Source organism: Pseudomonas sp. FP603 (assembly GCF_030687415.1).
GTDB lineage: Bacteria > Pseudomonadota > Gammaproteobacteria > Pseudomonadales > Pseudomonadaceae > Aquipseudomonas > Aquipseudomonas wuhanensis.
Genome location: NZ_CP117431.1, coordinates 4,826,060 through 4,839,489, shown reverse-complemented (window position 1 = coordinate 4,839,489; position 13,430 = coordinate 4,826,060). Strand labels below are relative to the sequence as shown.

9 protein-coding genes and 2 pseudogenes are annotated in these 13,430 nt (G+C 60.7%); 8 read left to right on the top strand and 3 right to left on the bottom strand.

Features of this window, described 5'->3' with window-relative positions:
* Position 1 precedes the first annotated feature (1 nt).
* The 4 genes and pseudogenes from PSH65_RS22425 (at position 2) to PSH65_RS22410 (ending at position 3,832) form a co-directional block, all read left to right on the top strand.
* Positions 2–867: pseudogene (locus PSH65_RS22425) on the top strand (pirin family protein).
* A 113-nt stretch (positions 868–980) separates the two neighbouring features.
* Positions 981–1,607, top strand: a complete 627-nt coding sequence (gene ycaC, locus PSH65_RS22420) for an isochorismate family cysteine hydrolase YcaC (protein WP_052963111.1) — start codon at positions 981–983, stop codon at positions 1,605–1,607.
* A gap of 180 nt (positions 1,608–1,787) precedes the next feature.
* Complete coding sequence (locus PSH65_RS22415) at positions 1,788–3,233, top strand: mechanosensitive ion channel family protein (protein WP_305422417.1); 1,446 nt, start codon at positions 1,788–1,790, stop codon at positions 3,231–3,233.
* 158 nt (positions 3,234–3,391) lie between these two features.
* Entirely contained in the window at positions 3,392–3,832 is a 441-nt protein-coding gene (locus PSH65_RS22410) for a carboxymuconolactone decarboxylase family protein (RefSeq protein ID WP_305422415.1), read from the top strand.
* On the opposite strand, the gene PSH65_RS22405 is transcribed toward PSH65_RS22410, so the two are convergent.
* Positions 3,833–5,425 (bottom strand): DHA2 family efflux MFS transporter permease subunit, encoded by a 1,593-nt coding sequence (locus tag PSH65_RS22405; protein WP_305422413.1) that lies wholly within the window; start codon positions 5,423–5,425, stop codon positions 3,833–3,835.
* Positions 5,422–6,543, bottom strand: a complete 1,122-nt coding sequence (locus PSH65_RS22400) for an HlyD family secretion protein (RefSeq protein WP_305422411.1) — start codon at positions 6,541–6,543, stop codon at positions 5,422–5,424. The genes PSH65_RS22405 and PSH65_RS22400 overlap by 4 nt, the downstream gene beginning before the upstream one ends.
* A 348-nt stretch (positions 6,544–6,891) precedes the next feature.
* On the opposite strand from PSH65_RS22400, the gene PSH65_RS22395 reads away from it, so the two are divergent.
* The 3 genes from PSH65_RS22395 (at position 6,892) to PSH65_RS22385 (ending at position 10,928) form a co-directional block, all read left to right on the top strand.
* Entirely contained in the window at positions 6,892–7,392 is a 501-nt protein-coding gene (locus PSH65_RS22395) for a sigma-70 family RNA polymerase sigma factor (RefSeq protein ID WP_007907700.1), read from the top strand.
* Positions 7,393–7,432: 40 nt separating this feature from the next.
* A complete protein-coding gene (locus PSH65_RS22390) occupies positions 7,433–8,407 on the top strand; it encodes a FecR family protein (RefSeq protein ID WP_305422410.1) in 975 nt (324 codons plus the stop codon).
* A gap of 97 nt (positions 8,408–8,504) precedes the next feature.
* The gene (locus tag PSH65_RS22385; protein WP_305422409.1) at positions 8,505–10,928 is read left to right on the top strand and encodes a TonB-dependent receptor; all 2,424 of its coding nucleotides are present in this window, start codon (positions 8,505–8,507) and stop codon (positions 10,926–10,928) included.
* A 111-nt stretch (positions 10,929–11,039) separates the two neighbouring features.
* On the opposite strand, the gene PSH65_RS22380 is transcribed toward PSH65_RS22385, so the two are convergent.
* A complete protein-coding gene (locus PSH65_RS22380) occupies positions 11,040–12,191 on the bottom strand; it encodes an MFS transporter (RefSeq protein WP_305422407.1) in 1,152 nt (383 codons plus the stop codon).
* A 165-nt stretch (positions 12,192–12,356) separates the two neighbouring features.
* On the opposite strand from PSH65_RS22380, the pseudogene PSH65_RS22375 reads away from it, so the two are divergent.
* Positions 12,357–13,351 (top strand): annotated as a pseudogene (locus PSH65_RS22375) (diaminopimelate epimerase).
* The last annotated feature ends 79 nt before the right edge of the window (positions 13,352–13,430 follow it).

Below are 13,430 nucleotides of genomic sequence, written 5' to 3'. Positions count from 1 at the left end.
GATGAAAAACATCATCGGTATCTACACCAGCCCACGACCTCACTGGGTCGGCGACGGTTTTCCGGTTCGCACGCTGTTTTCCTACGACAACCTGGGCAAACACATCAGCCCGTTTCTGCTGCTGGATCACGCAGGGCCCGCTGAATTCACCCCGACCACTGAACGTCGTGGCGTTGGTCAGCACCCGCACCGCGGTTTCGAAACTGTGACTATCGTCTACAAGGGCGAACTGGAACACCGCGACTCCACCGGCAGCGGCGGCAAGATCGGCCCTGGCGACGTGCAATGGATGACCGCGGCCTCGGGGATTGTTCATGAAGAGTTCCACTCCGAAGGTTTCGCCAAGAGCGGCGGCACCCTGGAAATGGTGCAGCTGTGGGTCAACCCTGCCGGCCAGGGACAAGATGGCCGAGCCCGGTTACCAGACGATTCTCGACGGTGACATCCCGAACATCCCACTGAAGAACAACACGGGCAGCCTGCGCTTGATCGCCGGTGAATTCGAAGGCCATCGCGGCCCGGCGCGGACCTTTACGCCGATCGACGTTTGGGACGTTCGCTTGAACGCCGGCAAGTTGCTGACCCTGGATCTGCACGAAGGGCGCAACACGGCACTGGTGGCTGCGCGGCACGGTTCAGGTCAATGGTGTGGAACTGGTGCGAGAAGGGCAGTTGGCGTTGTTCGAACGCAACGGTGATCAGCTCAGCCTGGAAGCCAATAACGACGCCGTGGTGCTGCTGCTCAGTGGCGAGCCGATTGACGAGCCCATTGTTGGCCACGGCCCGTTCGTGATGAACACCGAGCAAGAAATTCACCAGGCCTTTGCCGACTTCCAGTCGGGCCAGTTCGGCCGGATGCCCGTTTGAAATCATTGTTGTAGCGCTGTGGCGTACCGGGCTTGCCTGGCCACGTTTAAACGAAAAATCAGAGTTCACTTACGCCGGCCCGTTCGGCATCGATAAAAAGCGAGGATTACCCCATGACTACTTCCTACAAACGTCTCGACAAAGATAACGCCGCCGTTCTGCTGGTCGATCACCAGGCGGGTCTGCTTTCCCTGGTGCGCGACATCGATCCGGACCGTTTCAAGAACAACGTGCTGGCCCTGGCCGACCTGGCCAAGTACTTCAAGCTGCCAACGATTCTGACCACCAGTTTTGAAACCGGCCCCAATGGCCCACTGGTGCCGGAACTCAAGGCACTGTTCCCGGACGCGCCCTACATCGCTCGCCCAGGCCAGATCAATGCCTGGGACAACGAAGATTTCGTCAAGGCGATCAAGGCCACCGGCAAGAAACAACTGATCATCGCGGGTGTGGTAACCGAAGTCTGCGTGGCATTCCCGGCGCTGTCGGCCCTGGCCGAAGGCTTTGAGGTGTTCGTGGTGACCGATGCTTCCGGCACGTTCAACGAACTGACCCGTCAATCGGCGTGGGATCGCATGTCGTCCTCTGGCGCCCAACTGATGACCTGGTTCGGCCTGGCCTGTGAACTGCATCGCGACTGGCGCAACGACGTGGAAGGTCTGGCGACTTTGTTCTCCAACCACATCCCGGATTATCGCAACCTGATGACCAGCTACAACACCCTGACTAACGCCAAGTAAACACTGGCAGCACATACATAACCTGTGGGAGCGGGCTTGCCCGCGATAGCGGTCGATCAGTCAACATCACAGTGACTGATCAATTGCCATCGCGGGCAAGCCCGCTTGTGTTTTGTGTTGTTCTGAAGACATCAAATCCTCCTACACTGTGCCCATCCGTACTGTTGCTGGAGTTACTTGATGCTGTCACTGCTCACCGATCACCCGTTGCTCAGCGCGCTGATTCTGATCCTGATCGATCTGGTGTTGTGGCGTGTGATCACAGCCAGCGGCAGCAATTGGAAACTGGCGGTACGACTGGTGATTTTCTCATTGTTCAGCGTGCTGCTGTTCAACGAAGGCTTGAACCCCATGGCGCCGGCGCCTTGGGTCGACAATGTGCCGTTGCACCTGGCGGCGACCGGTTTGCAGATCGGCTGGTGGTTGTATGCAGCGCGCACCCTCACGGTGTTGCTTGGCGCAGTGATGATGCAACGGGTCGGGCACACCGGGCGTTTGCTGCAGGATCTGCTCGGCGCGGTGATTTTCCTGATCGCGGTCATCGCCGCCTTGGCGTACGTGCTTGAGTTGCCGGTCAAGGGCGTGCTGGCAACGTCCGGTGCGTTGGCGATCATCGTCGGCCTGGCCTTGCAAAGTACCCTCAGCGACGTGTTCTCCGGGATCGTCCTGAACACCACCAAACCCTATCAACTGGATGACTGGATCTCCATCGACGGCACCGAAGGCCGGGTCACCGACATCGACTGGCGCGCCACGCGTCTGCAAACCGCGCAAGGCAGCATGGCGGTGATTCCCAACTCCCTGGCGGCCAAGGCCAAGATCATCAACTTCAGCCGACCCAGTGACATTTTCGGGGTATCGATCAGCTTGCAAGTGAGCCCCCATGCGCGTCCGCAAACGGTGATTGATGCGCTGGAGCGGGCCATGCAGGGCTGCCGTTTCCTGTTGACCAAACCGGCGCCGAGTGTGTCGTTGAAAAGCTCCGGCAGCACCGGTGTGGAATACGAAATCAGTGGCTTCGTAATCTCCATGGATCAGAAGCGCATGGTGCGTAATCTGCTGTTTGATCTGGCGTTCCGGCATTTGCAGGCGTCCGGTGTCAGCCTGTTGTCGAGTGTCGAACCCAACGCGCCTGCTGCCCTGTCACGGCCGCGGGCACTGCTGGACAGCTCGAACATCTTCTCGACTCTGCGACAGGAAGAGAAAGAAACCTTCAGCCAGAACATGAAGCTGCAAACCTTCCGCGCCGGTGAAATGATCCTGCCGGCGGGGGAGGTCAGCGATCACCTGTTCATCATCGAGTCCGGCGTGGTGTCAGTCGCCCTGAGCCGCGGTGGCAAAAAGTTCGAGGCCGGGCGCATGGGGCCGGGTGAGGTGATTGGCGAGGCCGGTATTCTTTCCGATGAATCGGCGCTCGCCGACTTTTCGGCCAAGACCTTTTGCACGCTCTACCGCATCGAGAAGGAATACCTCAAGCCTTGCCTGGATGCGCGGCATGACATCAGCGAAGCGATGAAGGCGTTGTTCGATTACCGGATGCATACGGCGCAGACGCTGATTCAGGAGGTGCCCAAGGTGGTGGCGAAGAAGGGGTTTTTGCAATGGTTGCGCAGTCGTAGCGGCTGATGTGTTGGTTGCCTGTTCCGGCGCCTTCGCGAGCAGGCACAGTCACTGAAAATCTTCTGATCTATTGGCATCCTCAACTTCCCCATAATTGGCTATTTGTTCAACGTCAGCTCGGCATTAACGTAGCTTCAATCCCACCTGTGATTGGAGCTACCACCATGCAAACTCGTATCGATTTCTATACCGCTTCCCCGGACGGCCTCAAAGCCATGATGGCCCTGGAAGCAGCCGTCTCGAAACTGCCGCTGGAAAAGTCATTGATCGAACTGGTCAAGCTGCGCGCGTCGCAGATCAACGGCTGTGCCTTCTGCATCGACATGCACACTGCCGATGCCATCAAGGACGGGGAAACTCCACGTCGGCTGTTCGCCGTGACGGCCTGGCGCGAGGCTCCGTTCTTCACCGATCGTGAGCGCGCCGCACTGGCCTGGACCGAATCCTTGACCCAACTGAGCCTGACCCACGCCCCGGATGAAGATTACGCACTGCTCAGCGCCGAGTTCAGTCCCAAGGAAATGGTTGACCTGACCGTGGCGATTTCCACCATCAACAGCTGGAACCGCCTGGCGGTAGGCTTCCGTAAAATGCCTCAAGCCTGATCAATGAGCGTCTGCTGACGGCGCGGCCGGTGGTTGTACCTTGCGCATCAAGGGCACCATCGCCGTGGCGAGGATGAAGCAGACCATGATCATCAGGAACGCGTCGCCGTAGGTTTGCGTCTGCGCTTCACGATAGGTCAGCAGCCATAGCTGACGCAGGCTGGCGGTGACGCCGATGTCACCGCTCTGGCCGAGGGCGGCGAAGTTGTTGCCGACCTGGGACAGCCACTGATTCAGCGCTTCGTTGGTGCTATTGAGGTTCTCCGCCAACCGGGTGAAGTGCAGGTTGGTGCGGTCATTGAGGATCGTGGCGCACGCGGCGATACCCATCGCGCCGCCGAGGTTGCGCATCAGGTTGAACAACCCCGAAGCATGTTTGAGCCGCGCGGGTGCCAACCCGCCGAGGGTCAGGGTCACCGCTGGCGGCACCGCCAGTTGTTGAGCGATCCCGCGCAAGGCTTGCGGCAGCATCAATTCTTTGGCCCCCCAGTCATGGGTGATCGGGCTGAAATCCCACATCGACAGGGCAAACAACCCAAGGCCGCTCATCATGACCCAGCGCAGGTCGATGCGGTTGGCCAGAAAGGCGTACAGCGGAATCGCCAGGATCTGGAACACCCCGGTGGAAAAAACCGCCAGCCCAATGTCCAGCGCGCCGTAGCCACGTACACGACCGAGAAACAGTGGCGTCAGGTAAATCGTCGCGAACAGGCCAATCCCTGTGACGAACGAAAAGAAACAGCCGAGGGCGAAGTTGCGGTCCTTCAAGGCACGCAGATCCACGATCGGATTGGCCACGTGCAAGGTTCGAGCAATGAAAGCCAATCCGGCCAGGCCACTGATCCAGGCGGTGGTCAGAATCGTGCTGTCGCTGAACCAGTTCCAGCGAGGGCCTTCTTCAAGGGTGTATTCCAGGCAGCCGAGAAACACCGCCATGAACAGCATGCTCAGATAGTCGGCGCCCTTGAGCAGGGACAGTTCCGGCTGGTCGATTTTCACCAGCATCGGCACCGCCACCGCGACGAAAATCCCCGGCACCAGGTTGATGTAGAACAACCAGTGCCAGGACGAAATGTCGGTGATCCAGCCACCGATCACCGGCCCCAGCGTCGGTGCCAGCGAGGCCACGGCACCAATGGTTGCAGCGGCGATCACCCGTTGCTTGCCGGTGAAGAAAAAGAACGCGGTGGTGAACACCAGCGGGATCATCGAACCGCCGAGAAATCCTTGCAGGGCGCGGAAGGCGATCATGCTCTGGATGTTCCAGGCCGCACCGCAGAGCAGGCTGGCCAGGGTGAAGCCCACCGCAGAGGCGCAGAACAACCAACGGGTCGAGAACACCCGGGACAACCAACCCGACAGCGGAATCACGATGATTTCGGCAATCAGGTAACTGGTCTGTACCCACGCGGTTTCGTCAGTGCCGGCCGAGAGCCCGCCGCCAATGTCACGCAGCGACGCCGAGACGATTTGAATGTCCAGCAGCGCAATGAACATGCCGATGCACATGGTGGCGAAGGCGAACACCTTGGTCGCCGTTGCCATGTTGGCGGCATTGAACGGCTGCGCGGGGGCGGCGAGGGCGCCGTTCATGGCGCACTGGCCACGGTCGGGGTTTCAGGTTCGGCGCGGGTGTCCACTTCGGCCGTCACCGACAGGCCCGGACGCAGATGACCGAGTACGCCGTCAGCCGGGTCGAGCAGGATCCGCACCGGTACCCGCTGGACGATTTTGGTGAAATTGCCGGTGGCGTTTTCCGGTGGCAGCACGCTGAACTGCGAACCACTGGCCGGCGCCAGACTGTCCAGATGCCCGTGAAATACACGCCCCTTGAGCACGTCCGCATGCACGATCACACGCTGGCCCGGTGTCATCCGCGACAGCTGATCTTCCTTGAAGTTGGCATCGACCCACAGCCCGCTGGCCGGCACCACCGACAACAGTTGCGAACCGGCCTGGGCGTACGCGCCGGTCCGCGCCCGACGATTGCCGATCACGCCGTCGACGGGGGCTTTCAACTCGGTATAACCGACGTTCAACTGCGCCAGATCACGCTCGGCTCGTGCCTGGATCAACGCGGCGCGCGCTTGCTGTTTTTGGGTTTCAATCACGTTCAATTGGCGTTGCGCGGCCAGCAGTTCGGCCTGAGCCCGGGCACTCTGAGCCTGGGCAGTCTTGAAGGTGGCGTCGGCCCGTTGTGCGCTTTCAACCGAGACGGCATTGCTGTTCACCAGGCGTTTGTAGCGGGCGTTATCGTCCCGCGAGCGGGCAGTTTCGGCGCCGGCGGCATCGATGCCGGCGCGGGCCTGGCCGATCACCGCATGCTGCAGTTGTTCGGTGGCGTCGAGGTTGGCGAGTAACGCTTCTTCGGCAGCCACCGCACCTTCGGCCTTGGCCAGATTGGCGCGGTAGTCACGGGCGTCCAGCCGAATCAGCACATCGCCGGCCTTGACCCTCTGGTTGTCGGTGACCAGCACCTCTTCGATATACCCCGCGACCTTCGGCCCGATCACCGTGACGTTGCCGCCGATGTAGGCATCGTCGGTTTCTTCGATGAAACGGCCGGTGGTCCACCAATGGGCTGCGTACAGCCCGATGAACACCAGGGCCGCGATGGCCGTCGTCAGCAAGAGCAGCCTTTTAAGCAGGGGAGGCTTGGGTGTGTTCACCGCGACAGCAAGATCGGGTTCAAGGTTGGGCATGCTGGTCATGGATCTCTACCTGTGAAAAACGATGCTCTATTACGTGCGTAATATGACGCAGGTAATATTTAGTGACAATGGGTTTCTGCAACCAGTCGTCTGGTGCCGGACGTTTCGACCACCGGGGAGCCTTGCACATACCCTGTGGGAGCGGGCTTGCTCGCGAAGAGGGTGGGTCAGTCGACATCAATATTGGCTGATACACCGCTTTCGCGAGCAAGCCCGCTCCCACATTTTCGATCAGTGCTGTACACAGATTTATGGGGGGCAGGTCCTCTCGTCGACGCTCCGAGGAATGATTTGCCGGGTTTAATAGGAAGCATTACTATTCGCGCCTCCTCTCCACAGCACACCGCAATGACCCCCAAGCTGCCCCGCAGACACGGCTTTTTCGAGCATTACGAAGAGTTGATCGGCACCTGGACCCGGCGTCTGAGAAATCGTCAGCAGGCCGAGGACCTGGCCCACGACACCTTCGTGCGGGTGCTTGAGTCCGATTCGGCGGCGGTGCAACAACCTCGGGCATATTTGCACCAGACCGCGCGCAACATTGCGGTGGACGGTTATCGGCGTGAGGATCGGCGGGGCGCCATGGAGTCCGAGGCGATCGATCACAGTGTGTCGTCGTCCGGCGACCCGGAGCATTTCATGCACGCGATCCAGTTGGCGGATTCCATCGAGCGGGCGCTCACCGAGCTGCCGGTCAACTGTCGCAAGGTGTTCGTCTGGCAGAAGATCGAAGGTCTGACCCAGGCCGAAATCGCTGAGCGCCTGGGGCTGTCCAAGAACATGGTGGAAAAGTATATGATCCGCACCCTGCGGCATCTGCGTGATCGCCTGGACGGGTTACAGCCATGACGCGGCGCGCCTTTTCATCCCCAGCCAAACAGGACTTTCCATGATGGATACTCATGATTGTGCGTGCGGGCAAACAACGGTTCGCGACGAAGCGGCGCAGTGGTTTGTGCGTTTGCAGGAACCTGCCGTCAACGCCGAAGAGCAGAGGCGCTTCGAGATCTGGCTGGACGAACACCCCCAGCATCGCGACGAATATCAAATGCTCCAGAGCCTGTGGGCGGCGGCCGATCTGCTGCCGGCCAAGCGTTTGCACGCCTTGTGCGAAACCCCGCCGGCACGCCGCACACGTCATCCACTGGTGCGTTATGCAGTGGCCGCCAGTGTGTTGGCGGTGGCGCTCGGCCTGGGGCTGTCCAGTGGTTTGAATCGTCCAGCGAGCTACACGGCTGAATATTCCACGGCCCTTGGCGAACGTCGTCATGTGGCGTTGCCGGACGGTTCGGTGATCGATATGAACAGCCGCAGCCGGGTGCAGGTGCACTATGAAAAAGACCGTCGCGGCATCGAGTTGACGCAAGGCGAGGCGATGTTCAGCGTCGAGCACGACAGCAGCCGACCGTTCGTGGTCGAGGCGGGCAGCGGCAAAGTGACAGTCACCGGCACCCGTTTTGACGTGCGTCGCGACAGCGCCCAAACCCGCGTCGTAGTAGAACAGGGCACGGTCAAGGTTCAAGGTAACGGCGCCGATTTCATCAGCCTCACCGCCGGCCTCGGCACTCGCGTCGATGCCCAGGGGAAAGTGGCCGCCGCCTATACGGTCAACCCGGCAGAACTGACCGCATGGCGCAGTGGCAAACTGGTGTTCAACAACGCCAGCCTCAGCGAAGTGGCCGAAGAAGTGTCGCGTTATCGGCAAAAACCGCTGACGGTTGGCAATGCCAAAGTGGGCAATCTGCGCCTGACCAGCGTGTTCAAATCCGACAACACCGACGCACTGCTCAAGGCCTTGCCGAGCATTCTGCCGGTAGCCATCCGAACCCTGGATGACGGCAGTCAGGAAATAATTGCCCGATAGATTCAGGTTTTTTTCGAGTTCTTCGTCTACTTGTCCAACTGCAACTGGTTTGCATTAACAGCCGCACACTCTTGCGATCCACAGGACAATGTTCGACGTGAAGAAAACCACCGCTAAAAATAACAAAACATCCTGGCTGCCTCTCGCTCTTGCCCTGGCGGTCAGCTCGGCGCTGCCCCAGGTGTTCGCTGCCGATGCCATTCATATTCAAGCGCAGCCGCTGGGTCAGGCCTTGAGTCAGCTGGGCCAGCAAACCTCGCTGCAGGTTTTTTTCAGCCCTGAACTGGTGGCCGGCAAACAAGCCCCGGCAGTCGACGGTAATTTTTCACCGGAACAGGCTTTGCGCCAATTACTGCAAGGCAGCGGTCTGGAGTATCAGATCGATGAAGGCTCGGTGACCCTGATGCCAGCCCCGACTTCCGCCGTCAACGGTCCGCTGGAGCTGGGCGTGACCGACATCAAAGTGGTCGGCGACTGGCTCGGTGATGCCAATGCTGGCGTGGTGCAAAACCATCCCGGCGCACGCACGGTGATCCGTCGTGAAGCCATGGTCGAGCAGGGCGCCATGAACGTTGGCGACGTGCTGCGTCGTGTACCTGGCGTGCAAGTGCAGGACGCCAACGGCACCGGTGGCAGCGACATTTCCCTGAACGTCGGCGTGCGCGGCCTGACCTCGCGCCTGTCGCCACGCTCCACCGTGCTGATCGACGGCGTGCCGGCCGCCTTCGCCCCTTATGGGCAACCGCAGCTGTCCATGGCACCGATTTCCTCCGGCAACCTCGACAGCATCGACGTGGTGCGTGGCGCCGGTTCCGTGCGTTATGGGCCGCAGAACGTGGGTGGTGTGATCAACTTCGTCACCCGAGCGATTCCGGAGAAAGCCACCGGTGAAATCGGCACCACCCTGGAAACCACCCAGCGCGGTGGCTGGAAACACATCGACACCGCGTTTCTCGGTGGCACCGCCGATAACGGCATGGGCGTGGCACTGTTGTATTCCGGTGTGAACGGCAACGGTTATCGCAAAAGCAACAACGGCAACGACATCGACGACGTGATCCTCAAGACCCATTGGGCGCCTACCGATCAGGACGATTTCAGCCTCAATTTCCATTACTACGACGCCAGCGCCGACATGCCCGGTGGCCTGACGCAGAAGCAGTACGACGCCGATCCGTTCCAGTCCGACCGTGACCATGACAACTTCAGCGGCCGCCGCAAGGACGTGTCCTTCAAGTGGATTCGACAGATCGACGACCGCACCCAGGCCGAAGTGCTGACCTACTATTCCGACAGTTTCCGTGGCAGCACCATCGCCGCTCGCGACCAGAAAACCCTCAGTTCCTATCCGCGCACTTACTACACCTTCGGCATCGAACCACGGGTGTCCCATGTGTTCGATCTGGGCCCGACCACTCAGGAAGCCAGCGTCGGTTATCGCTACCTGAAAGAAGGCATGCATGAAGAGTCGAGCCGTCTGGCGCTGGTGAACAATCAGCCGGTGGTCACCAAAACCTCCGATGGTCATGTGTTCCAGGATCGCACCGGGGGCACCGAAGCCCACGCTGTGTACATCGATGACAAGATCGACGTCGGCAACTGGACCGTGACCCCCGGCATCCGTTTTGAAAGCATCAGCACCGAATGGCACGACAGACCGGTTCTCGATACCGCCGGCAGACCTGTGCAGGAAAAACGTCGCAGCATCGACAGCAATGAGCCGCTGCCGGCCCTGAGCGTGATGTATCACCTGTCCGAGGCCTGGAAACTGTTCGCCAACTACGAAACCTCGTTTGGCAGCCTGCAATATTTCCAGCTCGGTCAGGGCGGCTCGGGTGACAACACCGCCAATGGCCTGAACCCGGAAAAGGCCAAGACCTACGAGATCGGTACGCGCTACAACGATGACGTGTGGGGCGGGGAAGTGACGCTGTTCTACATCGACTTCGATAAAGAACTGCAATACATCAGCAACGATGTGGGCTGGACCAACCTCGGCGCGACCACGCACCAGGGCCTTGAAGCCTCGGTGCACTACGACATGGCGGCGCTGGACCCACGACTCGCCGGCCTGACCGCCAACGCCGGTTTTACCTACACTCGCGCCGTTTATGAAGGTGAGATTCCAGGCTTCAAGGGCCGTGACCTGCCGTTCTACTCACGTCAGGTGGCGACCGCCGGCCTGCGTTACGACATCAACCGCTGGACCTACAACCTCGATGCCTTTGCCCAGTCCAAACAGCGCTCACCGGGCACCGCAGTGAACGCTGATGGCAGTTTCAGCGGCAACTACATCACTGAAGGCAGCGCGGACGGCCAGTACGGCGACATCCCGGGTTACGTCACCTGGAACGTGCGTGGGGGGTATGACTTTGGCTCGCAATTGTCGAACCTGAAAGTCGGGGCAGGGGTGAAGAACATTTTCGACAAGCAGTACTTCACCCGCTCCAGCGACAACAACGCCGGGATGTACGTCGGCGCACCGCGTACGTTCTTTGTGCAGGCCAGTGTCGGGTTCTGATAGACCGAGTCAGCTTCATCGCGGGCAAGCCCGCTCCCACATGATCTTTGGCGTACACAACATCTGTGTTCACTGAAGATCCTTGTGGGAGCGGGCTTGCCCGCGATGCTTTTAAACTTTCAACACCTTGCCGCCAATCGCTACCGCCACTAGCAACACAGCCATCAACCCGAAGGCAAAACTCAAACTGCTGCCATGGGCGATAAAGCCGATCACCGCAGGCCCGGCGAGAATCCCTGCATAACCCAGAGTGGTAATGGCTGGCACGGCAATGCTCTCCGGCATGACGGTCTGTTTGCCCACGGCGGTATAGAGCACCGGCACAATGTTCGAACAGCCAGCCCCCAGCAGTGCATACCCCACCAGTGCAGCTTCCCAGCTCGGTGCAAATGTCGCCAGCGCCAGGCCCGTCGCGGCCGTCAATCCACCAAACACAATCACTCGTGTAGCACCGAGGCGCCGGACAATCGCATCGCCGGTCAAACGTCCGACGGTCATGGTCAGCGCAAACGCCGCATAACCCAGCCCTGCATATGCCGTGTCGATCCCGCGCTCTTGCGCCAGGAACACCGCGCTCCAGTCGAGCGCCGCGCCTTCGGCCAGGAACACGATGAAACACATCCCGCCGATAAACAGCACGATGCCATGCGGCACTGCAAACGCCGGGCCGGAGCTTTCGCTGCCATAGGGCAACAGATGCGGCGCGGCCTTGAGCAACGCCACCACTAGCAGCACGATCACCACCAGCATCGCCCCCAGCGGCGACATCCCGAAGCCGAGCAGGGCGCTGACACCCGCCGCGCCGACGATCCCGCCGAGGCTGAACAGCCCATGAAAACCCGACATCATGGTCTTGCCGCTGGCCCGCTCGACGATCACCGCTTGCAGGTTCACCGTCGAATCCACCGTGCCCAGGCCCGCGCCGAACATGAACAACGCGGCAATCAACGCCGGAATCGTAGACACCGTCGCCAACAGTGGTAGTGCCGCACAGATCAACAAAGTCCCGCCGCTTAGCACCCGACGGCAGCCGAAACGCGTCGCCAGAATCCCGGCCATGGGCATCGCCAGAATCGAGCCCACCCCCAGACACAGCAGCAACAACCCGAGGGTTCCTTCATCCAGCCCGGCCCGTGCCTTGGCGTAAGGCACCAGCGGCGCCCAGGCCGCGATGCCGAAGCCTGCGATAAAAAAGGCGATGCGGGTGGACATCTGTTCCAGACGTCCGGGGACGAAGGTGGCTTGGGTGTTGAGGTTGGTCATATCGATCCTTGGCAAAAAACGTCGCGTCCCCAAGGGACAGTGAACAACCACAAAGGGTTCGATCACCATCCGGGCGGGGTGCAGTCAGGCAGGATGACATCCTTGCACAGCCAGCCGCTGTTTCGCGATATCGTCGACGTATCAATTGTTCATAGAGGGGGCGCCATGACGCGGATGTACGATGCTCGGGGCAATATCTACGCGGTGGTGGCGCCTGGCGCCCTGCGCAGTAGCGGTATCGACCTGCCTGAACAGGCCAGCCGCGCCGCGCAAACCCGTGAGGCCTGGGCGTTATCGGCCATCGAGGCGTTTTGCGGCTGGGCTCCGGGCACACAACCGCCCGGCAGCAAGGCACATCGCTGCGATGGTCTGCTGGTGGGGCCGTTTCAATCGTCGCCGCCTTTTGACCTGCTGATCGTCAACACCGACGGCACCCTGGCCGAGCGCAGCGGCAACGGCCTGACGATTTTTTCCCAGGCCCTTGGCGAGCAAGGGCTGATGCCCACGGAAGCGGCCTGTCAGCTCCGGGTTCATCACGACAAGAGCGATGCGGTTTCGCCGGTGGAGACTTCAGTGACACCCGCTGAAATCGATGGCGTGCAAGGGTTCTGGCTGGACCTGGGGCAGCCATCGTTCGGGCCCGAAGCGGTGGGCGCGCAACGGGTTGAATCCGTGACATTGAAGGGGCGCGAAGTCAGTCATGTGCGGCCGTTGTCGGCACTCGACCCTGCCTGGAACCACAGCCAGTTCGTGCGCATCGGTAATCCCCATTGCGTGACGTTGGTGACCGGCGCCGATGCGTTGCCGAGTAACGCGCAGATGCGTGAGTCAGGATTGGCCGAATCATTGACCCGCATCGCCTATGCCATGCCGACCGGGGCAGGGCAGCCGTGTGTGGCAGGGGTGAACCTGCAATGGGCGATGCTGGAAGCCGAGGGGCGAATCGTTGCGCGGGTGTTCGAACGCGGCGAAGGGCCGACCGCGTCGTCGGGCACCAGCGCCAGTGCGGTGGCGTGTGCGGCGTGGCTCGCGTGGGTTGGGTGGCGGCGGGTGAGGTGAAGGTGGTCATGCCTGGCGGCACGGCGCCAATTTTGCTGGAGGAATTGGATGGCGAGTTGAGTCGGGTGAGGTTGTTTGGTACGGCGCGGTTGTTGGGTTGATTTTGAGATTGCCATCGCGGGCAAGCCCGCTCCCACAGGTTCAGCGTGATCCCTGTGGGAGCGGGCTTGCCTGCGATGA